Origin of the sequence: Bacillus lumedeiriae (assembly GCF_044891285.1) — a bacterium.
GTDB classification, from domain to species: domain Bacteria; phylum Bacillota; class Bacilli; order Bacillales; family Domibacillaceae; genus Pseudobacillus; species Pseudobacillus lumedeiriae.
This window is the reverse complement of the sequence record NZ_JAUIYO010000001.1, coordinates 201,817-223,189: the sequence shown is the minus strand read 5'-3', so window position 1 is coordinate 223,189 and position 21,373 is coordinate 201,817. Positions and strand designations below refer to the sequence as shown.

Here is a 21,373-nt window from a genome sequence, read left to right as displayed (position 1 = left end):
GGACTTGGCTGAAGAATATGATTTGATTATTCTTGGCGGGGGAACGGGCGGATATGTTGCTGCGATCCGCGCCTCACAACTTGGTTTAAAAACAGCCATTGTAGAAAAAAGCAAACTCGGCGGCACATGCCTTCATAAAGGATGTATTCCTTCTAAAGCACTGTTAAGAAGCGCAGAAGTATTTAAAATGGCTAAAAACAGCGAGGAATTTGGGGTAAATACAGGTGATATCACCTTAAACTTTACGAAAGTACAGGAGCGGAAGCAAGAAATTATTCATACGCTTTATAGTGGCGTGAAAGGATTAATGAAAAAAGGAAAGATAGATGTGTATGAAGGGATCGGCCGTATTTTAGGGCCTTCCATCTTTTCCCCCATGCCTGGGACAGTGTCTGTTGAAATGAACGATGGGACGGATAACCAGATGCTCATTCCTAAAAATGTGATTATTGCGACCGGATCAAGGCCACGCCCTCTGCCGGGACTTACATTCGATGGAGACGTGATTTTATCTTCTGATGACGCACTGGAACTTGAAAGCGTCCCCTCATCGATTCTCATTGTCGGCGGTGGTGTCATTGGCATTGAGTGGGCTTCCATGCTGGTCGATTTTGGAGCGAAAGTGACGGTTCTCGAGTATGGCGGCCGGATTGTGCCGACAGAAGACGAAGAAGTGTCTAGAGAAATGGAACGGCTGCTGAAAAAGCGCGGGGTGGATATTGTTACTAAGGCAAGGGTGCTTGCTGAGACAATGGAAAAACGGGATGGTTCTGTTACGATCCAAGCGGAAACTGCCGAAGGAGTGAAAACATACGCAGCAGAAAAAATGCTCGTTTCTGTTGGACGGCAGGCGAATGTAGAAGGAATCGGGCTTGAGAACACGGAAATTGAAGTGGAGAAAGGCCATATACTGGTGAATGAGTTTTATCAAACGAAAGAATCTCATATTTATGCCGTTGGGGATGTGATTGGCGGTCTGCAGCTTGCACATGTGGCTTCACATGAAGGTCTTACCGCTGTTCATCATATAGCTGGTGGAGAAGCAGATCCTATCGACTATACAACGGTTCCTAAATGTATTTATTCCAGCCCAGAAGCAGCGAGTGTCGGTTTGACAGAACAAGAAGCGAAAGAGCAGGGATATAAGGTGAAAATCGGCAAGTTTTCCTTCCGTGCGATTGGCAAAGCACTTGTTTATGGGGAAAGCGACGGCTTTGTTAAAATAGTAGCAGATAAACAAACTGATGATTTGCTTGGCGTTCATATGATCGGGCCTCATGTAACAGACATGATTTCAGAAGCGGGTCTTGCACGTGTGCTGGACGCGGCAGCCTGGGAAGTAGGGCATACGATTCATCCGCATCCTACACTTAGTGAAGCGGTCGGGGAAGCTGCTCTTGCCGTGGACGGAAAAGCAATTCATTCGTAATGATAGGGAGAAGGAGAGGGATTCATATGGCTGAAAACCGCCACACTGCAATCGGGTTAAGTGACCAAACCGTATTGGAAATGTATGAAACGATGCTGCTTGCCCGCCGAATTGATGAACGAATGTGGCTTCTGAACCGCTCGGGAAAAATTCCGTTTGTCATCTCCTGCCAAGGACAAGAAGCCGCGCAGGTAGGAGCGGCTTTTGCACTTGATAGACAGAGAGATTATGTGCTTCCTTATTATAGGGATATGGGAGTGGTCCTCACATTTGGCATGACCGCAACGGATATTATGCTTTCGGGTTTTGCAAAGGCAGAAGATCCAAGTTCCGGCGGCCGTCAGATGCCTGGGCATTTTGGGCAAAAGAAGAACCGGATTGTCACGGGGTCTTCTCCAGTGACCACCCAGGTTCCTCATGCAGTTGGAGTTGCGCTAGGGGGAAAAATGACAAAGGAAAACATCGTGACATTCGTCACATTCGGAGAAGGATCATCCAATCAAGGAGACTTCCACGAAGGAGCGAACTTTGCGGGCGTGCATAAACTACCTGTTATTTTCATGTGTGAAAACAATAAGTATGCCATTTCTGTGCCGGTAGAAAAGCAGCTGGCATGTGAAAATGTCGCTGACCGGGCACAAGGATATGGCATGCCGGGGTTCACCATTAATGGAAATGATCCGATTGAAGTATTTAAATATGTGAAAGAGGCAGCTGACCGCGCAAGGCGAGGAGAAGGGCCGACATTGATTGAAACCATTACGTATCGCATAACGGCCCATTCATCAGATGATGATGACCGCGCCTATCGTTCGCCGGAAGAGATAGAAACAGCGAAAGCTCACGACCCGATTATAACGTTTAGCGCCTATTTGAAAGAAGCGGGTGTACTGAATGATGCGCTAGAAAAAGAAATCAATGATCGGGTGATGGATGAGGTGAATCGTGCCACTGACTACGCTGAAAATGCGCCGTACTCGCAGCCAGAAGACGCATTGACACATGTATACGCAGAGGAGTAATAAGGGAGGAGAAAGCGATGTCAGTAATTTCTTATATAGATGCCGTCACGATGGCGATGCGTGAAGAAATGGAGAGGGATCCGAAAGTATTTGTTCTCGGTGAAGATGTGGGGAAAAAGGGCGGCGTTTTTAAAGCAACAGCAGGTTTGTATGAACAATTTGGCGAGGATCGTGTCATGGATACCCCCCTGGCAGAGTCAGCAATTGTTGGAGTTGGTATTGGGGCAGCGATGTATGGAATGCGGCCGATTGCTGAGATACAATTCGCCGATTTTATTATGCCGGCTGTCAATCAGATTATTTCGGAAGCTGCTCGTATTCGTTACCGTTCGAACAATGACTGGAGCTGTCCGCTTGTCATTCGGGCCCCGTATGGCGGCGGAGTGCATGGAGCATTGTACCATTCGCAGTCGGTAGAAGCGGTGTTTGCTAATCAGCCTGGATTGAAAATCGTGATGCCTTCCACGCCTTACGATGTGAAAGGGCTGTTGAAAGCAGCTATTCGTGATGAGGATCCTGTTTTGTTTTTTGAGCATAAACGAGCGTACCGGTTAATTAAGGGAGAGGTGCCCGAGAGTGACTATGTGCTGCCGATCGGTCGAGCGGATGTGAAGCGCAAAGGAGAGGACTTGACGGTTATTACGTATGGGCTGTGTGTGCATTTTGCGATACAGGCAGCAGAAAGACTGGCAAAAGACGGGATTGAAACGGAAATTCTCGATCTCCGTACGGTTTATCCTCTTGATAAAGAGGCGATTTGTGAGGCGGCAAAGAAAACAGGAAAAGTCCTTCTAGTAACGGAAGATAATAAAGAAGGAAGTATCATGAGTGAAGTAGCGGCTATTATTGCCGAACACTGCTTATTTGATTTGGATGCGCCGATTAAGCGGCTGGCGGGACCGGATGTGCCGGCGATGCCTTACGCACCGATGATGGAGAAGTTTTTCATGGTCAATCCGGATAAAGTAGAGAAAGCTATGCGGGAACTGGCTGAGTTTTGAGGCAGTTTGATAGGAAGGGGGATTTTTTGTGGCAACGGAGAAAGTAACCATGCCGAAGCTTGGGGAAAGTGTCACCGAAGGAACAGTCAGCCGGTGGCTTGTCAAAGCAGGTGATCACGTCAACAAGTATGAGCCCATTGCTGAAGTGATGACAGATAAAGTAAATGCGGAAGTACCTTCTTCTTTTACAGGTACGATTAAAGAATTGATCGCTGATGAAGGAGAGACATTGGAAGTTGGAGCCGTCATTTGTCTAATGGACGTTGAAGGTGCAGCGGTTATAGAAGAATCGGATCAAAAAGAAGATGCTGCGGCATCTGGCCAAACTGAAACAGCAGAAACCTTAAAAACGGGAAATGAAAACAAAGCCCGATATTCACCAGCTGTATTGAAACTATCTCAGGAGCATCAAATTGACTTAACGCAAGTGAGCGGATCTGGAAAAGGCGGGCGGATTACGCGTAAAGATATTATGAACATCGTACAATCTGGTGACATTCCAAGACCGCACCAAACATCGGCAGCTGTAGAAAAAATGACCGGGCAGGCGCCATTTCAAGCGGGTGCTGCTCCTATACCGGGCGATATTAGCATTCCGGTGAGCGGCGTCAGAAAAGCCATTGCGGCGAATATGGTCCGCTCTAAGCATGAAGTGCCGCATGCCTGGATGATGACGGAAGTGGATGTAACGAACCTTGTGGCCCGTCGTGATGCTTTAAAGCAGGAATTTAAAGAGCGTGAAGGCTATAGCCTAACGTATTTTGCTTTTTTCGTCAAAGCAGTTGCTCAAGCGTTGAAAGAATTCCCACAAATCAATGCAATGTGGGCTGGAGATACGATCATTCAAAAGAAAGAGATTAATCTTTCGATTGCTGTAGCAACAGAAGATGCTTTGTTTGTTCCGGTCATTAAACGGGCTGATGAAAAAACAATCAAAGGGATTGCGAAGGACATTCATGATCTCGCCGGTAAAGTACGTTCAGGCACAATGAAAGCAGAGGATATGCAAGGCGGTACATTTACAGTCAATAATACTGGAACATTCGGATCGGTCCAATCCATGGGCATCATTAATTATCCACAGGCGGCGATTTTACAAATTGAAGCGATTGTAAAGCGCCCGGTTGTTGTAAATAATAATATGATTGCGATCCGTGATATGGTTAATCTTTGTCTGTCGCTTGACCACCGTGTGCTGGATGGTCTCGTCTGCGGGCGCTTCTTGCAGCGGGTAAAAGAAATTTTGGAGAGTATATCAGCCGATACATCTGTTTATTAAGGGATTTGGCTATGTTAATGATGATTGTTGATTGGAGCGGAAGGTGGGAGACCCCGCAGTGCGACAGCGGCGAGGAGGCTCCCGGACCATCCCCAGCAGAAACTGATAAGGAAGTTTAACAAAGAGAAAGATTTAAAAAGCTGACCCGTTTCGGCACATAGACCGGGGTCAGCTTCGTTATTTTCTTATTTAAATAGATTAGCGATCCAGTCAACGATCGCCTGCAAGAAATCAAGAATCGATTGTAAAATGCTTTTTCCTTCTTCGGAATTTTTGAAGTCGTTCCATTTTTCTTTTGCTTTATCAATCTGCTCATTCACTTGATCCCAGTTAATGTCGAGATTTTTCATTTTATCGAACAAAGCAGAAAGCTGGTTGATTTGATCTTGTGTCAGCTGGATGTTCAGTTCATTTGATACATTGTTAATAATAATCTTAATATCTTGAAGCGTTTGCGGATTTTGTTTAGCTACTTCTTCTTTCACACGTTGAATGAGTTCAGTCGCCTGTTGTTCCCCAATTTCATCCCCGAGTTTGGCCGTTGTAACCATTTCTTCATTGGCGACTTGCTTTTGTTCTTCCGGAATTTTCTCTCCAGTTGAAGTTTCATAAGCTTTAATAAGACCAGTGAGAGCAGCGGTACCTGATACTTCAAATGGAGCGGTAATATAAATATCCGCATCCTTTACACCTGCTGTAGATAAAGCGTTCGTATACATCTCTTTGGATACCCAGGAAATATTGTTTGTCTCAACGTTAATGCCGTATCCTTTTTCTTTCATCGTAATTTTGCTGGATGAGATCGCTTTAGAACCAATTTGCGCTTTCGGTATATAGTTTCCTAGATATTTATGTTCTTCTTCATTGGATACGGTAATAGTGGTTACATCATTTGGAACGTCCATCTCGTTTAGAATTTGCTCTTTTTGAGCAGGTGATAAGTTCTCGCCAAGAGTCACGATCACATCGCCAACGACACTGTCTGCCTGCGCAATCGTAGTGAAGCTTAAAAAGAACACTCCCAGCCATGCGAAGATTTTTTTCATTTTTTTCTCCCCTAATTCAGTTTCCTTCTAATGAAGAAGGTAAAGATAGCATAGCATGATATAAAGATTTTTTCACGAATGGACTAACATGAATAGGTCATGTTTCTCTTTTTCTCACGAGACCTTCGTTGATTGTAGAGATCTAGTCAGATAAAATAATAGTGATTGAATATTTTGAATATTTTAATAAAGTGAGATGAAAAAGCGAAGCAAGGAGAGGAGATTTGATGAGAATCCAAGAAATGAAAGCTCAACAATTTCCAAAAGCGGCGTGGTCGGAATGGAGAAAAACAGCAGAAGCTTCTTTAAACGGACAATCGCTACAGACTCTTCATACAGCTACTTATGAAAACATTTTATTAAAGCCTTTATATGGACGGGAGGAGACAGCAGATTTTGCCGATCAATACCCGGGTTTTCCTTCTTATACGAGAGGATTTTACGAAGGCGGTTATCTTGAAACCTCTTGGAAAAATGCCCCTTCCGTAAAATCAGATACTGGCACGGATTTAAAGAAAAAAATGTCTGTAGCTCTGCAGGAGGGTCAACAGGCGTTATCGTTTGTGGTGGAAGACATCTCCCAAATGACATTCACTCAGTTTTCTGCCCTTCCTTTAGAAGAATACCCCTTATATATCCATACAAACGATCATTTTCTTGCTATTGCTTCCTTTTTATTAAAAATTAAATCTAGCCGCGTAACGGGAGCAGCCGGGACAGATATCGTTTCTCTTTATGCTAAAAAAGGACTCGTGCCAAGTGAGCGAGCGCTTGCATTGCAGGCAGAGGCCGTAACAGCATTGAGAAAAGCTCTTCCTAAACTGAAAACTATTCGCATCGACACTACTCCTTATCATGAAGGGGGGGCAAATGCGGTTCAAGAGATTGCCATTGCCCTTGCTGAAGCTGTGTTTTATATTGAATGGCTGAAAGAAAAAGGATGGTCTCCGGTGGAAGTCATTGAAAAGATGTGTTTCCACTTTGCGATCGGTTCACAATTTTTTATGGAGATAGCCAAACTAAGAGCTTTTCGAAAAGTTTGGTATGCTCTTTGCAGCTCGTATGGAGTGAGCGGAGAGGCAGTGAAAGTCCTAGTAGGAGCAGAAACATCTATATTTACTTTTTCGAAGCTTGATTCTCATGTCAACCTTTTACGTACGGGCAGCGGGGTGTTTTCCGCCTTGCTTGGCGGAGTAGAATATGTGCAAGCTGTTCCATTTGATCAATTGAACGGTCCTTCTTCTTTAGGAGAACGGATGGCAAGGAATATTCCCCTCATTTTACAGCATGAGTCTTACCTTGGAGAGGTCATCGATCCAGCAGGCGGTTCTTATTATATAGAAACATTAACAACAGAACTCAGCCAAGCGGCATGGGAGCATTTCATACAGATGGAAGCGGCGGGCGGAATCATTTCGGTTCTTAAGGACGGTACCGTTCAAAAGGAATTGGCTGCTGTTATGAAAAAAAGAAGAGAGGATTTGGCAACGCAAAAGAGATCGATGATTGGAACGAACAGTTATGCTGATCTTCATGAACAGGTACCGAAAGAAAAGCCGAAGCCTTCTGTATCATTGTCTGGAGAATCTATTTCTTTGTTTCAAGAGTTGACGGGTAAAGTCAAGGATCAAACAACGATTGCTGCGCTTTATGTGAAAGACAGCGGTACTGCGGTTATACCGATTTCATCTAAAAGATTGGCTGAGCCGTTTGAAAGATTAAGGGAACGGGCCGAACGAATGCAATTGTTAGGAAAAAAAGTGAAGGCTGGTCTTATTTGCTTAGGACCATTAAAAGAGTTCAAGCTGCGGGCTGACTTTGTGATAAGTCAGCTTTCAATAGGAGGCATTGAGAGCGAGCTAAGCGGAGAATGCCAAACGATTGAAGAAGCTGCGCAATTCGTAAAGGAAAGTCAGCTGGCTTATTACTGTATTTGTGGAAAAGATGAAGCATATGAACAATTCGGTCCATCACTTGCTGCAGCTGTAAAGAAAGAGAGAAACAATATCCTGCTGGATCTTGCTGGGAAGCTTTCGGCTGAAACAGAAGCTAAGTGGCGCTGTTCAGGTCTCGATGGATCCGTCTATTCAGGACAAAATATCGTCAAAAAGTTAACCGCTTTACTCCATCGTTTGGAAGGGGTGGAAACAAGTGACTAAACCGGATTTTACACAGTTCTCTCCAAAAAATAAGGAGGATCAGCCCTCTTTGCAAGAATGGAAAGCTGCATTGGAACGGAAAGTGAAGCAGTCCTTTGACAAGCTCTCTTTTGAAACGAACGAACGCATTCATTGCCGGCCGCTTTATAGGAAAGAAGATATAAAAGATTTCAGCCACCTAGATGATTTACCTGGTATGGTTCCTTTTACGAGAGGACCTTATCCGGCCATGTATACGAATCGTCCGTGGACGATTCGCCAATATGCCGGCTTTTCGACGGCGGAAGAAAGCAACGCCTTTTATCGCCGAAATTTGGCGATGGGGCAAAAAGGGCTGTCTGTTGCTTTTGACCTGCCGACTCACCGGGGATACGATTCTGATCATCCCCGGGTCGTTGGAGATGTCGGTAAAGCAGGGGTAGCGGTTGATTCTGTGGAAGATACAAACATTTTGTTTGCCGGCATTCCGCTGGATCAAATGTCTGTATCGATGACGATGAACGGGGCGGTCCTGCCCGTGATGGCCTTTTATATCGTAGCAGCAGAAGAGCAGGGAGTACCTCCTGAAAAACTGTCGGGAACGATTCAAAATGATATTTTAAAAGAATATATGGTGAGAAATACGTATATTTATCCGCCGGATGTTTCCATGCGTATTGTTGCTGATATTTTTGAGTATACCTCCAGTTATATGCCGAAGTTTAATAGTATCAGCATTTCCGGCTACCATATGCAGGAAGCAGGAGCGCCGGCAGATATCGAACTTGCGTATACATTGGCAGATGGACTGGAATACGTACGGACAGGATTAAAAGCAGGCATCAGCATTGATTCATTTGCACCGCGGCTTTCATTTTTCTGGGCGATTGGAATGAATTATTTTATGGAAGTAGCAAAACTGCGGGCAGCCCGGCGTATATGGGCGCAGATGATGAAGTCATTTGAGCCGAAACATGCGAAGTCAATGACGCTGAGGGCGCACTCTCAGACGTCCGGCTGGAGCTTGACAGAACAAGATCCGTTCAATAATGTGACGCGGACGCTCATTGAAGCCCATGCGGCAGCGATGGGGCATACTCAGTCGCTGCATACGAATGCATTGGATGAAGCGATCGCTCTTCCAACCGATTTTTCAGCCCGGATTGCCCGTAATACCCAGCTTTATTTACAGGAAGAAACGGGAATTACGGACGTGATCGATCCGTGGGCCGGCTCTTATTATGTGGAAATGTTAACGGATGAATTAATGGAAAGAGCGTGGAAGCATATCGAAGAAGTGGAGCGCTTGGGCGGCATGACGAAAGCGATTGAAACAGGCTTGCCAAAAATGCGGATTGAAGAAGCAGCAGCGAGACGCCAGGCGCGAATAGATTCTAGGGAAGAAACGATCGTTGGAGTGAATCGTTATCGTTTAGCGGAAGAAGATCCTCTTGATATTCTTGATATTGATAATACAGCCGTCAGGCGAAAGCAGATTGAGCGTTTGCAGCAGGTGAAGGAAGCGCGTGATCAAGCAAAAGTAGATGCAACATTGAAGGAGATCACAAACGCAGTCAAAACTGGCAAGAGAAATTTGTTGTCATGTGCGATCGATGCGGCAAGGGTCCGAGCGACACTCGGTGAAATTTCTGATGCGATTGAGCAGGTCAGCGGAAGGCACAAGGCAGTGATCCGATCAGTAAGCGGAGTGTACAGTTCGAATTTTTCAGATGGAGATCAAATAGCTGAAGTGAAACGGATGACAGATGAATTTTATAAACAGGAAGGGCGGCGGCCGCGCCTCCTTGTCGCTAAAATGGGCCAGGACGGCCATGACCGCGGGGCAAAGGTCGTAGCTACTGCCTATGCTGATTTAGGGTTTGATGTGGATATCGGTCCATTGTTTCAAACACCAGAAGAAACGGCAATGCAGGCGGTTGAAAATGACGTGCATGCGATCGGTGTAAGCTCACTTGCAGCTGGTCATAAAACTTTGCTGCCTGCTTTAATGGCTGAGCTTAAAAAGCTCGGCCGCGAAGACATTGTCGTTTTTATCGGCGGGGTCATTCCTGCTCAAGACTACGAGTTTCTGCGGGCTAATGGAGCAGCCGCTATCTTTGGACCAGGCACTGTCATTCCGGTTTCGGCTCAGAAAGTATTAGAAGAAATATACAGCAGACTCGGCTATGAGGAACTGGATGAATGATGGATAAAAACGAACATTCAAATATAGAGGAGAACAGCGAGTCAGCTCTTCATGTCTTAAAAGGCATCACATCTTCCCACGATGGTTTTACTTCTTCCCAAAAGAAACGGTTTCAAAAGAAAGAGGAGACACTGCCGGATGTTTATGAACTGGCGGGAAAAGTACGGGCTGGGGAACGGAAAGACTTGGCTAAGGCGATCACTTTTATCGAAAGCAATTTAAACAGCCACTACACATACGGCCAGGAGCTGCTGCAGCAGCTCCTGCCTTATACAGGTGAATCCATTCGTATTGGGGTCACGGGGGTGCCCGGAGCTGGGAAAAGTACGTTCATTGAAGTGCTTGGCTATATGCTTTGTGAAAACGGTCTCAAAACAGCCGTCATGGCCATTGATCCGAGTTCATCTATTTCCGGCGGAAGCATTCTTGGGGACAAAACGCGAATGGAAGAGCTGGCGAAACATCCGAACGCGTTTATTCGTCCATCTCCTTCTGGTGGTACACTTGGGGGAGTTCATCGAAAAACGAGAGAAACGATGCTTCTATGTGAAGCGGCTGGCTTTCAGGTCATTCTTATTGAAACGGTCGGCGTTGGCCAGGGGGAATTTACCGTCCGCAGCATGGTTGATTTTTTCCTGCTTATGACACTGACAGGGGCAGGGGACGATCTGCAAGGGATCAAAAAAGGCATTATGGAGCTGGCAGATGCTATTGTCGTCAATAAAGCAGACGGAGAGAACAAGCAGCTTGCTGAGAAAACAAAACGGGAATTTAATCAAATCCTTCGTATGATTCAGCCAGCAACAAGAGGCTGGGAAACGAAAGCATTTACTTGTTCTGCCATTCAGAAGGAGGGCATTAATGAACTATGGGGGGTTATTCAAGAATTTGAAGGAAAAATGAAAGAGAGCGGCATGTTTGAAGAACGCCGCCGCCTGCAAACGAAAGAGTGGCTGCACACGCTCATTATGGAACAGCTGAAAATGAATTTCTATAACCATTCCTATGTCATGACACATTTGGATGATATGGAAACAAAAGCGATGTCTGGAGAAATCACACCGGCCCAGGCGGTCAGCGACCTATTTACCAATGTATATAGGCATAAGGAGCCGTTCGAATGAAAGAATCGGAGCTGCCTTAAACGTGTCAGACACGTTTAAGGCAGCTCCTTCACAATGGGAGTTTAGGGGGGCCGAATCTCGTTGCTTTCTTTCTATTCCCTGGAGCGGGGCGCTTCAAACATAATTATTTAAAAAATAAATGTGATTATTTGAAAACAACAAGTAATTGGCTTATCATAAGAATACATGAAAGAGGAAAAAGGAGTGGGGAAAGAATGAATATAGATTTTAACTTTTTAATGAATGATGTCGTGCGCCAAGCACGTGAGGAAATTACAGCTGCTGGATATACACAGCTGCAAACACCGGAAGAAGTGGAAGAGGCTTTAACGAAAAAAGGGACAACTTTAGTAATGATTAACTCTGTCTGCGGCTGCGCGGGCGGCATCGCACGTCCGGCTGCTGCTCATTCTATTCATAGCGACAAACGTCCAGACCATCTTGTAACGGTGTTTGCCGGCCAGGATAAAGAAGCAACAGCGAAAGCACGCAGTTATTTTGTCGGTTATCCGCCATCCTCTCCGTCATTTGCTTTATTGAAAGACGGCAAACTGTGCACGATGGTAGAGCGTCATGAAATTGAAGGGCATGATCCAATGTCTGTTGTGCACAAGCTTCAAGATGCGTTTGAGCAATATTGCGAAGAAGTATAAAAAACATCATGGAAGAGACTGTCCCGCAGATGCCTGACTTTTTGCTTTTGGGGCAGTCTTTTTCTTTCACAACAATGAATTTTTCAGTTCAGGAGAAAGCATATGTTCAAAATTGGTTATCGAACAGCTAAAACAGCCATCGGTACAGCTTTGGCTATTACTATTTCCCAATGGGCGGGTCTTGGGGGCTTTGTATCGGCTGGGATTATTACAATTTTATGTATTCAAAATACGAAGAAACAGTCACTAAGGGCTGCTTGGAGCCGCATTCTTGCCTGTACAGTGGGCATGATTTTTTCTTTTTTCTTTTTTGAAGGCATTGATTATGCGCCGTGGGTGATTAGCCTGCTGCTCTTGTTTTTTATTCCGACCCTTGTCTTTCTGAATTTGAAGGAAGGCGTTGTTACGAGCTGTGTCATTATCCTGCATATTTTCTCGGCTGGTCAAGTAACGAAAGAGCTGATCGTAAATGAATTCGGTATTATTTCCATTGGAATCGGCGTGGCCCTTGTGATGAACTTATATATGCCGAGTGTAGAGAAGAGGATGTATCACCTGCAAGAGGAGATTGAGCAGAACTTTATGACGATTTTTCACAAAATTGCCCTCTATCTGCGGGATAAAGATCACATGTGGGATGGGAAAGAAATTGTTGAAACGGAAAAACTGCTGAAGGAAGGCAAAGAACTGGCTTTTAAAAACATAGAAAATCATCTGTTGAAAGATGATACGCTGTTTTATAGCTATTTCGTCATGAGAGAAAAGCAGTTCGACATCATCGAACGGATTTTAGGGATTGTCACATCCATTTCCCATCAAGTGAAAGCAGCTCTTGTCCTTGCTGACTTTATGGATGCGTTAAGCACCCGCATTCACCCGGGAAATACGGCGCCGTTTCACTTAAATCAATTGTATGATTTAAAAGCAGAAATTGATGGGATGGGATTGCCGGATACTCGGGAAGAGTTCGAAGCAAGGGCAGCATTGTTTCAATTTATTAAAGAGATAGAAGAGTATTTACTCATTAAAAGTTCTTTTAGAGGGTTAAAAAAGGAACAAAAAATCGAGCGGAAAAAGAAGCCAGTACCTGAAATGGAATAGGTACTGGCTTCTTTTCATACATTTTATAAAAACATGGACAATCCAAAAAATAAGGTGGAAACGAGCATTGTCAGCAACATAATATAAATAACAGTTTTCTGGACTATTTTGTTTCTCATGAACGTTTTGATCGCTCCTTCTGCCGTTTTGGACGAGGTTCTTTATTTCTTTTATCATATCGGCTTTTACGAAAAATCTCAAGCTGAATTACTAGGAAGACTGGCAAAAAGCAGGGATTGGCCAGTCTGTATCGAACATGATAATTACTGCCGTTCTTTTGAAGGAGGTCTCATTATGAATCGTGTTGACCATATTGGCATTGCGGTACGTTCGCTTGAAGATACGCTGCCTTTTTACACAGAGCAGCTCGGACTTGTGCTCATACAAACAGAAGAAGTCGCTTCTGAACAGGTGAAAGTTGCTTTTATTGATGCGGGAAATGTAAAACTCGAACTGCTTGAACCGCTGAGCAGTGAAAGTGCGGTTGCTAAGTTTATTGCAAAGCGGGGACAGGGAATTCATCATGTGGCCTTTAAAGTAAAAAATATTGAAGAACGCATTCGGGAAATGAAAGAAAAAGGCATTCGTATGATTAATGAGAAACCAAAAATAGGAGCAGGAGGAGCTGAAGTCGCTTTCATACACCCTGCATCGACACATGGTGTGTTATTTGAGTTTTGTGATAAGAGTAAAATAGAAGGAGGAATCTAACGATGACAACTCCAGATATTTTCACACGTATTAACGAGCTTTATGACAGGCGCAGGGAAGTGGAGCTTGGCGGGGGAGATGAGCGGATTGAAAAGCAGCACGCAAAGGGAAAATGGACAGCCAGAGAGCGGATTGAAGCACTTCTTGATCCCGATACGTTTGTTGAAATGAATCCATTTATTGAACATCGCAGTACGTATTTTGGATTAGAAAATATCAAAGGACCGGGGGATGGGGTCGTTACAGGCTACGGAAAAATACATGGCCGCCCTGTTTATTTATTTTCGCAGGATTTCACTGTTTTTGGCGGTGCGCTTGGGGAAATGCATGCGAAGAAAATAGCCCATGTCATGGATCTTGCAGCGAAAAATGGCGCTCCCTTTATCGGTTTGAACGATTCAGGCGGTGCCCGTATTCAAGAGGGAGTCGTTTCGCTGGATGGCTACGGCCATATTTTTTACCGAAATGCGATTTATTCGGGCGTTATTCCGCAAATCTCAGTGATTATGGGTCCTTGTGCGGGCGGAGCGGTTTATTCACCAGCTATTACAGATTTTGTGTTTATGGTCGATCAAACGAGCCAGATGTTTATTACTGGGCCGAAAGTAATCGAAACGGTAACAGGGGAAAAAATCACTTCAGAAGACCTTGGAGGGTCAAAGGTACATAATGAAATCAGCGGGAATGCACATTTTCGGGGAGGCTCTGAAGGAGAAGTGCTGGAAATGGTGCGTGCACTATTAAGTTATTTGCCATTAAACAACGAGGAGAAAGCACCGAGCTTAGAGTGCACCGAAGCGGATGATTATCGTGAAGATTTGACAGATGTGGTGCCATTTGACGGGCTTCGCCCTTATGATGTAAGAAAAGTTATTGAACAAGTCGTGGACCCTCATACGTTTATGGAAGTACAAAAGTCGTTTGCTAAAAACATTGTCATCGGCTTCGCCCGTATCAAAGGAGAAGTAGTCGGACTCGTCTGTAATCAACCGAGGTTTATGGCAGGGGGGCTTGATATTGACTCTTCTGATAAGGCATCGCGGTTCATTCGTTTTTGTGATGCCTTTAATATCCCGCTTATCACATTTGAAGATGTATCTGGCTTTTTCCCAGGCGTGAAACAGGAGCATGGCGGCATTATTCGTCATGGCGCAAAGATTTTATATGCTTATTCAGAAGCGACCGTTCCAAAAATCACGGTTATTTTGCGCAAAGCTTATGGTGGGGCCTATGTAGCTCTGAACAGTAAATCAATCGGCGCTGATCTAGTGTTTGCCTGGCCTAATGCAGAAATTGCGGTAATGGGGCCGCAGGGGGCAGCGAATATTATTTTTGCGAAAGAAATTGCAAACAGTCATCATCCGGAAGAAACGAGGGCGAAGAAGATTGAAGAATATCGCGCAAAGTTTGCTAATCCTTATATCGCTGCAGCGCATGGGATGGTGGATGATGTCATTGATCCCCGTGAGACACGGATTAAACTGATTCAAGCACTTGAAATGATGAGAACGAAAAAAGAAGCGCGTCCGAAGAGAAAGCATGGAAACATTCCTCTATAAATTATTTGAGGCTGTCCCATAAGGGGCTTACCCTTTGGTTTTGGGTCAGCCTCTGTTTTTTATGTGAAATATTTGGAATTGATTAGTTGAAAGAGTATACTGAAAATGGAAAAGATGCAAAGGGGGTCCAACAAATGGTTAACAGAGAACGGTTGTTAAATGAATTTCTCGAGCTTGTTCAAATCGATTCAGAAACGAAACATGAAGGAAAGATAGCCAGCGTGTTGACGAAAAAGTTTGAGGAGCTAGGTGTACATGTCTATGAAGATGATTCTGCTGTTAAAACGGGTCATGGCGCTGGTAATTTAATTTGTACATTGGAAGCAACGAAAGATGGGGTTGATCCCATTTATTTTACATCCCATATGGATACAGTGGTACCTGGAGCCGGCGTGAAACCAAGTATCGAGAACGGTTATGTTGTCACAGACGGTACAACGATTCTCGGGGCTGACGATAAAGCAGGACTTGCTGTGATGCTTGAATTGGTTAAAGTGTTAAAAGAGAAAAATATGAAACATGGAATGATCCAATTTATTATTACAGCGGGAGAAGAATCCGGGCTAGTCGGGGCAAAAGCACTGGACCCTGCTCTTGTGAAAGCAAAATTTGGCTACGCACTAGATAGTGATGGCACAGTAGGAAATATTATTGTGGCGGCACCGACTCAGGCTAAAATCAAAGCCGAAATCTTTGGGAAAACAGCGCACGCCGGTGTTGCTCCGGAAAAGGGAGTATCGGCTATTACCATTGCCGCCAAATCGATTGCTAAAATGCCGCTTGGCCGGATTGATAAGGAAACGACGGCTAATATCGGCCGGTTTGAAGGGGGACAAGCAACAAATATCGTTTGTGATTATGTTAGTATTTTAGCGGAAGCACGTTCACTCGTACCAGAAAAAATGGAAGTACAAACAGCAAAAATGAAAGAAGCCTTTGAACAAACAGCGGCTGAAATGAATGGACGGGCAGATGTGCAAGTAGAAGTCATGTATCCCGGGTTTAAATTTGGCGAAGGGGATCATGTCGTTGAAGTGGCGAAGAAAGCTGCGGCACGGATCGGCCGGACGAGTGAATTGTTAACGAGCGGCGGAGGAAGCGACGCGAATGTCATTGCGGGCTTCGGTATCCCTACAGTGAACTTAGCTGTTGGATACGAAGAAATACACACAAAAAATGAAAGAATGCCGATTGAAGAACTGATCAAACTGGCTGAAATGGCAGCAGCGATCGCAGCGATTGCTGCTGAAGAATAAAATAGAGAAGATAAGGGTTGATTCAAAAGGGTCTGACACTTTTGAGTCAGCCTTTTTGTCTATTATATGGTACATTAGAAGAGAAAAGGGGGAATTTTCTTGCAAATAGTAAATAAAGCTGTGGTTTTTGAAAGCGGCCATGAAGAGTATGCTGTTCCCATACAATCGGTAATCTCAATAGAAAAGGTGAACTTTATCAATCCAATTCCCCATATGCCTCTTTACATGAGGGGAGTCACGAAAGCTAGGGAAGATCTCATTCCGGTGATTGATTTTGAATCTGTTCTTTATAATCGGTCTCTTGCTGGGGAAGAAGCACGCTTGCTCGTCGTTCAGACAGAGTCGCTGCAGATCGGTCTGTTAGTGAAGGATGCAAAAGAAATTATAGACATCCCACAAGAGGCTCTGAAACAAATGGGGATCGCAGCCTATGAAAAAACGAAATACTTCATAGGAGTAGCCGCGTTTTCTGATCGGCTGATCACGATCATAGATCCCGATATACTAGTCTCTTCATTAGAAGGAATTAAAGACATCCAAGAATATATGAAGCAGAATAAATTGTTCCCTGCATGAGCGTGATCAGTAATGGGACATACCCAGCAAAAAAACGCGGAGATAACAGGCTCCGCGTTTTTACTGCTTCTTTTAGACTTCCAAAATGAGAAACAAGTGTATGAAATTGTATCGACACCCAATTACAGCGCTTTCAATTTTGCACCCAAAATTGAAAGCGCTTGAAAAATTATTAAGACTGTTAGGCAAAATGAGTGCGTTTACACTCGACTGATTAACCAGTCGATATGTCTTACTTCATCCGATCTTGTTCATCTTATTCGTAGATGAACCTGGTTGAGCTGAAGAAGGCTTTTTAAATAAGAAATAAATACCCACAGCCCACCATGCGAGTGTGATGATCCATTCAGGACCAGTAAGCGCAGATGGCATGCCTGGCATATACAGAACGATAAACCCTGCTGTTAAGATTAAAGAAAGCCAGCCGATCGTGTTGCTGTTGCCAGCTTTGAACGGACGCTCTAGTTCTGGTTGACGTTTGCGCAGCCAGATAAAGGAGATAGATACCATAAAATAAGCAAGTACAATCGCAAGACCTCCTGCGTCAACAAACCACACGAGTGCTGGACGGCCAAGAAGCGGACTAAAAGTGGACAGCAGTCCGATGACTAAAATTGCATTGGCTGGTGTTTTATGTTTTGGATGAATTTTACCGAACCACGCTGGCAGTGCTCCATCTTGCGCCATCGCGTACATAATCCGGCTTCCTCCGATGATAAAAGCATTCCAGCTCGTTAAAATACCAGCAATTCCTCCAAGGATTAAAATTTTAGCAAATAGAGGTGAACCAAAGGCTGCGCCCATTGCATCAGCTGTAGCTAGGCTGGACACCTTCAATTCAGCTGGCCCAAGACTTAATGAAACACCATAAATAATTAGTACATACCATAAAACAGCGAAGCTAACAGATAAAACAATAATTTTACCGATTGCTTTCATAGGGATATTCATTTCTTCCGCTACTTGTGGAATAACGTCAAATCCAACAAATAGGAAAGGAGTCATAATCATAACGGCCATCACACCTGCTGTACCCCCGACAAACAATGGATCCATGTTTTGGATTTCACCGCCGCCGAATGTAGAACCGAATACGAGCATTAATCCGATCGCTGTTAAGAGAAGAGTAAGTACAATTTGTAAGAAGGCTGCCTGTTTGACACCCATCCAGTTAATAATCGTGACAATAATAGACCCAACCATTCCGATCGCTGCCCAAGAGAAATATACATCCCAGCCTCCAAGCGTCCATAAATAGCCGGCTTGATAATTTGGGAAAATATATTGTACTACAGTAGGTAAAGCGACTGCTTCAAAAGCTACAACGGAGATGTACCCTAACAAAAGAGCCCAGGCAACAATAAATGCAGCCTTTATTCCAAGCGTTTCTTTAAGAAAATGATACGCTCCTCCGGTTTTTGGAAACACAGTTGTCATCTCCGCATACGTTAAACCCACGAAGATAACGAGAATTCCGCCGAGAAGAAAGGCGACAATTGAACCGATGGATCCAGCTTTTAAGATCCAATCTCCAGACAAGACGACCCAGCCCCAGCCGATCATGGCACCGAAAGCTAGGACGAGCACGTCCACCCTGGATAGCACTTTGTTGAAATCTTGTTGTTTTTCCATTTACAAACCCCCTATGCATACATGAAACCATCTCTCCCGCACCTGTCAACAGTTTGGTTTTAATTTTTAGTTTTATCTGAATAATAATAAAAGTCAGTCTCGTATACGGCTGTTATTTTTTAAAAATAATAAAAAAGAACGAAAAAAAGCCAGAAGTAATCAAGCCGCAAATAAGGATGCAGATTGAAACAAACTGGCTTCTTGACTGCTGAAGCAATTCTGGAAGGAAAAGTGAGCAGACTGAACAGTTATTATATAAAATTGGATAAAAACCAGCTGAATTTTGTTAAAATCATATCAGGTGCGGTTTTGATTAATGATAGTTTATAACATTGATAATAATTTGTAAACGAATTTTCAAAATTATTTAATTAATAACGTGTTTTTTGAAAATGGAAAACAATAAATTATTTTGAAAAATAAAGAGTCTAATGGATTAAAGATGAAGGAATGTTCTTTTCGCCGCTGCATTGTATAATGGAAAGAAATAAATTAACGGAGACCATAGAGGGAAGTGGATAGAATGGATATTTTATTTTTAGGAACTGGGGCTGGTGTCCCTGGGAAAGTGAGGAATGTCAGCTCTTTAGCACTGAAAATGCTGAATGAGAGAGGGGCTGTATGGCTGTTTGATTGCGGAGAAGCGACACAGCATCAAATTTTGCATACTTCGCTGAAACCGCGACGGATTGAAAAGATATTTATCACTCATTTGCACGGGGACCATATTTTTGGTCTGCCAGGTCTGCTGAGCAGCCGCTCTTTTCAAGGAGGAGAGCTGCCCCTCACTGTCTATGGGCCAAAAGGGATAAAAGAATTTATTTCTGTCAGTCTGAATGTAAGCGGGACAAGGCTGCAGTACGAATTGGATGTGGTAGAAATAGATGAGGGAATCGTTTGTGAAGACAGTCAGATGACAGTGGAGGCCCGCCGGCTTGAACATGGGATTGAGTCGTACGGGTACCGTCTTCAAGAGAAAGACAAACCAGGTGTGCTGCTCGTTGATCAATTGAAAAAAGACGGTGTGCCGCCCGGTCCTTTATATAAAGAAATTAAAATGGGCTGCCCGGTGACGTTAGCAGATGGACGTTCGATTGATCCTAGTAAGTATACCGGCCCAGCGCAAAAAGGGAAAACGATTGCTATATTAGGAGACACGAGACCTTGTGAGGCGGCTGTTGTACTGGCTAGCGAGGCGGATCTGCTTATTCATGAAGCTACATTTTCAGCGGAAAATCCGCAAATGGCGTATGATTATTTTCATTCAACAACCGCTCAGGCAGCGGAAATTGCTAGGCAAGCAGGTGTAAAAGCGCTTGTTCTCAACCATATTAGTTCGAGGTATACGAAAGAAGAATCTATTCATTTGAAAACTGAAGCTGAGGAGGTATTTACTCCAGTTATTCTCGCCCATGATTTAATGGAGCTTTCCATTTAAAGAGGTCCAGGCTCCAAAGGGCTAGACCCCGCCACAACAATATATTGGATCAACTATGGAATAATGAACATCCATTGTATGCCGTATATTAAAGGCGGGGTCAGCTGCTGTCTGAGTTAACCTCTTGTCCTACTATTACCAGCCTCGTTCATACTGTATCGGAGCTTTAACTTCAGTTCTTAATTCTTTTGACGCGCGAAGCGGCCAATATGGATCGCGCAGCAGTTCACGGCCGAGAAAAATTAAATCTGCCCGTTCGTTTCGTAAAATTTCTTCTGCCTGCAGAGGGGAAATGATCATGCCAACGGCTCCAACAGGAATGCCCGCCTCGTGTTTGATCGTTTCCGCGAGTGGCACTTGATAGCCCGGAAAGGTGCTGATCTTCGCTGGAACGACTGCACCCGAGCTGACATCGATTAAATCGACACCCAGCTCTTTCAGGTGTTTGGCGATTTCGCTGTAATCATGGACAGTTAGGCCATTCTCGTGATAGTCGTTTGCAGATACACGAACAAACAGCGGACCATTCCACACGTTTTTTATTTCCCTTATAATTTCTGTTAAAAAGCGCAGACGGTTTTCTTTATTTCCACCGTATTCATCTTCCCGATGATTCGTAAGCGGGGAAAGAAACTCATTAATTAAATAGCCATGTGCTCCGTGCAGTTCGATCAGATCGAATCCAGCTTCTTTTGCCCGTCTTGCCCCTTGGGCAAATGCTTTGATTGTTCTCTCGATATCAGCTGCTGTCATTTCCTTTGGTGTTTTCATTGTTTCATCAAACGCCAGTGCAGTAGGTGCTAAGATGTCTCCGCTCACTTCTGATTTGCGTCCCGCATGAGCCAGCTGAATGCCGATTTTCGCTTCGTGTGCTTTCACTAAAGAAACAAGCTTTTGGAATCCTTCGATGTGATCGTCACCCCATATCCCGAGGTCGTGTTCAGAAATGCGCCCTTCAGGAGTGACAGCCGTAGCTTCTACTATAATTAAACCGACTTGGCCAACGGCTCTGGCAGGATAGTGAACAAGGTGCCAGTCATTTACTTTTCCGTCTGTTTCTGCGGAGTACATGCACATCGGTGACATGACGATGCGGTTTTTTAGTGTCATGTTTTTAATCGTATAAGGTTCAAATAATTTTCTGGCCATTGGAATCCCCCTTCATATGTTTCCAACGTCCATTATAGCAAGATTTTTCCGCT

Annotated in this window: 18 protein-coding genes; 14 read left to right on the top strand and 4 right to left on the bottom strand. The window is 44.3% G+C overall.

Going from position 1 to position 21,373, the window contains the following annotated elements; genetic code table 11:
- Positions 1–4: 4 nt before the first annotated feature.
- The 4 genes from lpdA to QYG89_RS01165 are packed head-to-tail and all read left to right on the top strand — an operon-like array spanning position 5 to position 4,731.
- Positions 5–1,429 carry a dihydrolipoyl dehydrogenase gene (gene lpdA / locus QYG89_RS01180; RefSeq protein ID WP_404313797.1) on the top strand — a complete coding sequence of 475 codons (1,425 nt, stop codon included), beginning with the start codon at positions 5–7 and terminating at the stop codon, positions 1,427–1,429.
- Positions 1,430–1,455: 26 nt separating this feature from the next.
- A complete protein-coding gene (locus tag QYG89_RS01175) occupies positions 1,456–2,451 on the top strand; it encodes a thiamine pyrophosphate-dependent dehydrogenase E1 component subunit alpha (RefSeq protein ID WP_404313796.1) in 996 nt (331 codons plus the stop codon).
- A gap of 17 nt (positions 2,452–2,468) precedes the next feature.
- Positions 2,469–3,452, top strand: a complete 984-nt coding sequence (locus QYG89_RS01170; RefSeq protein WP_404313795.1) for an alpha-ketoacid dehydrogenase subunit beta — start codon at positions 2,469–2,471, stop codon at positions 3,450–3,452.
- A 28-nt stretch (positions 3,453–3,480) separates the two neighbouring features.
- Complete coding sequence (locus QYG89_RS01165; RefSeq protein ID WP_404313794.1) at positions 3,481–4,731, top strand: dihydrolipoamide acetyltransferase family protein; 1,251 nt, start codon at positions 3,481–3,483, stop codon at positions 4,729–4,731.
- Positions 4,732–4,916: 185 nt separating this feature from the next.
- Here QYG89_RS01165 and QYG89_RS01160 read toward each other — a convergent pair whose 3' ends face one another.
- Positions 4,917–5,777, bottom strand: a complete 861-nt coding sequence (locus QYG89_RS01160; protein WP_404313793.1) for a DUF1002 domain-containing protein — start codon at positions 5,775–5,777, stop codon at positions 4,917–4,919.
- A gap of 227 nt (positions 5,778–6,004) precedes the next feature.
- On the opposite strand from QYG89_RS01160, the gene QYG89_RS01155 reads away from it, so the two are divergent.
- The 5 genes from QYG89_RS01155 to QYG89_RS01135 all read left to right on the top strand — a co-directional run bounded on the left by QYG89_RS01155 (position 6,005) and on the right by QYG89_RS01135 (position 12,999).
- Positions 6,005–7,936, top strand: coding sequence for a methylmalonyl-CoA mutase family protein (locus tag QYG89_RS01155; RefSeq protein ID WP_404313792.1), 1,932 nt, complete (start codon positions 6,005–6,007; stop codon positions 7,934–7,936).
- Positions 7,929–10,121: a methylmalonyl-CoA mutase gene (gene scpA, locus QYG89_RS01150; protein WP_404313791.1), complete on the top strand. Its 2,193-nt coding sequence runs from the start codon at positions 7,929–7,931 to the stop codon at positions 10,119–10,121. The genes QYG89_RS01155 and scpA overlap by 8 nt, the downstream gene beginning before the upstream one ends.
- Positions 10,118–11,245 (top strand): methylmalonyl Co-A mutase-associated GTPase MeaB, encoded by a 1,128-nt coding sequence (meaB, locus tag QYG89_RS01145; RefSeq protein ID WP_404313790.1) that lies wholly within the window; start codon positions 10,118–10,120, stop codon positions 11,243–11,245. Before scpA ends, meaB begins: the two co-directional genes overlap by 4 nt.
- A 215-nt stretch (positions 11,246–11,460) precedes the next feature.
- Positions 11,461–11,898: a BrxA/BrxB family bacilliredoxin gene (locus QYG89_RS01140; protein WP_404313789.1), complete on the top strand. Its 438-nt coding sequence runs from the start codon at positions 11,461–11,463 to the stop codon at positions 11,896–11,898.
- A gap of 102 nt (positions 11,899–12,000) precedes the next feature.
- Complete coding sequence (locus tag QYG89_RS01135) at positions 12,001–12,999, top strand: aromatic acid exporter family protein (RefSeq protein ID WP_404313788.1); 999 nt, start codon at positions 12,001–12,003, stop codon at positions 12,997–12,999.
- Between the two features lie 23 nt (positions 13,000–13,022).
- Here QYG89_RS01135 and prli42 read toward each other — a convergent pair whose 3' ends face one another.
- Positions 13,023–13,118 carry a stressosome-associated protein Prli42 gene (gene prli42, locus QYG89_RS01130; RefSeq protein ID WP_404313787.1) on the bottom strand — a complete coding sequence of 32 codons (96 nt, stop codon included), beginning with the start codon at positions 13,116–13,118 and terminating at the stop codon, positions 13,023–13,025.
- A 175-nt stretch (positions 13,119–13,293) separates the two neighbouring features.
- Here prli42 and mce point away from each other — a divergent pair, with 175 nt between their 5' ends.
- From mce to QYG89_RS01110, 4 genes are all read left to right on the top strand, one after another.
- Positions 13,294–13,710 carry a methylmalonyl-CoA epimerase gene (gene mce, locus QYG89_RS01125; protein ID WP_404313786.1) on the top strand — a complete coding sequence of 139 codons (417 nt, stop codon included), beginning with the start codon at positions 13,294–13,296 and terminating at the stop codon, positions 13,708–13,710.
- 2 nt (positions 13,711–13,712) lie between these two features.
- Complete coding sequence (locus QYG89_RS01120) at positions 13,713–15,269, top strand: acyl-CoA carboxylase subunit beta (protein WP_404313785.1); 1,557 nt, start codon at positions 13,713–13,715, stop codon at positions 15,267–15,269.
- Between the two features lie 134 nt (positions 15,270–15,403).
- Positions 15,404–16,525 carry a M20/M25/M40 family metallo-hydrolase gene (locus tag QYG89_RS01115; RefSeq protein ID WP_404313784.1) on the top strand — a complete coding sequence of 374 codons (1,122 nt, stop codon included), beginning with the start codon at positions 15,404–15,406 and terminating at the stop codon, positions 16,523–16,525.
- Between the two features lie 99 nt (positions 16,526–16,624).
- Positions 16,625–17,101, top strand: coding sequence for a chemotaxis protein CheW (locus QYG89_RS01110; RefSeq protein ID WP_404313783.1), 477 nt, complete (start codon positions 16,625–16,627; stop codon positions 17,099–17,101).
- A gap of 237 nt (positions 17,102–17,338) precedes the next feature.
- On the opposite strand, the gene QYG89_RS01105 is transcribed toward QYG89_RS01110, so the two are convergent.
- The gene (locus tag QYG89_RS01105) at positions 17,339–18,733 is read right to left on the bottom strand and encodes an APC family permease (protein WP_404313782.1); all 1,395 of its coding nucleotides are present in this window, start codon (positions 18,731–18,733) and stop codon (positions 17,339–17,341) included.
- Between the two features lie 523 nt (positions 18,734–19,256).
- Between QYG89_RS01105 and rnz the strand changes: the two genes are divergently transcribed.
- Positions 19,257–20,171 (top strand): ribonuclease Z, encoded by a 915-nt coding sequence (gene rnz, locus QYG89_RS01100; protein ID WP_404313781.1) that lies wholly within the window; start codon positions 19,257–19,259, stop codon positions 20,169–20,171.
- Between the two features lie 135 nt (positions 20,172–20,306).
- On the opposite strand, the gene namA is transcribed toward rnz, so the two are convergent.
- Positions 20,307–21,320 (bottom strand): NADPH dehydrogenase NamA, encoded by a 1,014-nt coding sequence (gene namA / locus QYG89_RS01095; protein WP_404313780.1) that lies wholly within the window; start codon positions 21,318–21,320, stop codon positions 20,307–20,309.
- Between the last annotated feature and the right edge of the window lie 53 nt (positions 21,321–21,373).

Coding starts and splice junctions, on each gene's coding strand:
- QYG89_RS01140 (WP_404313789.1), top strand. CDS start 11,461: ATGAATATAGATTTTAACTTTTTAATGAATGATGTCGTGCGCCAAGCA.
- QYG89_RS01175 (WP_404313796.1), top strand. CDS start 1,456: ATGGCTGAAAACCGCCACACTGCAATCGGGTTAAGTGACCAAACCGTA.
- QYG89_RS01155 (WP_404313792.1), top strand. CDS start 6,005: ATGAGAATCCAAGAAATGAAAGCTCAACAATTTCCAAAAGCGGCGTGG.
- rnz (WP_404313781.1), top strand. CDS start 19,257: ATGGATATTTTATTTTTAGGAACTGGGGCTGGTGTCCCTGGGAAAGTG.
- QYG89_RS01170 (WP_404313795.1), top strand. CDS start 2,469: ATGTCAGTAATTTCTTATATAGATGCCGTCACGATGGCGATGCGTGAA.
- QYG89_RS01105 (WP_404313782.1), bottom strand. CDS start 18,733: ATGGAAAAACAACAAGATTTCAACAAAGTGCTATCCAGGGTGGACGTG.
- mce (WP_404313786.1), top strand. CDS start 13,294: ATGAATCGTGTTGACCATATTGGCATTGCGGTACGTTCGCTTGAAGAT.
- QYG89_RS01135 (WP_404313788.1), top strand. CDS start 12,001: ATGTTCAAAATTGGTTATCGAACAGCTAAAACAGCCATCGGTACAGCT.
- meaB (WP_404313790.1), top strand. CDS start 10,118: ATGATGGATAAAAACGAACATTCAAATATAGAGGAGAACAGCGAGTCA.
- QYG89_RS01120 (WP_404313785.1), top strand. CDS start 13,713: ATGACAACTCCAGATATTTTCACACGTATTAACGAGCTTTATGACAGG.
- prli42 (WP_404313787.1), bottom strand. CDS start 13,118: ATGAGAAACAAAATAGTCCAGAAAACTGTTATTTATATTATGTTGCTG.
- QYG89_RS01160 (WP_404313793.1), bottom strand. CDS start 5,777: ATGAAAAAAATCTTCGCATGGCTGGGAGTGTTCTTTTTAAGCTTCACT.
- namA (WP_404313780.1), bottom strand. CDS start 21,320: ATGGCCAGAAAATTATTTGAACCTTATACGATTAAAAACATGACACTA.
- QYG89_RS01115 (WP_404313784.1), top strand. CDS start 15,404: ATGGTTAACAGAGAACGGTTGTTAAATGAATTTCTCGAGCTTGTTCAA.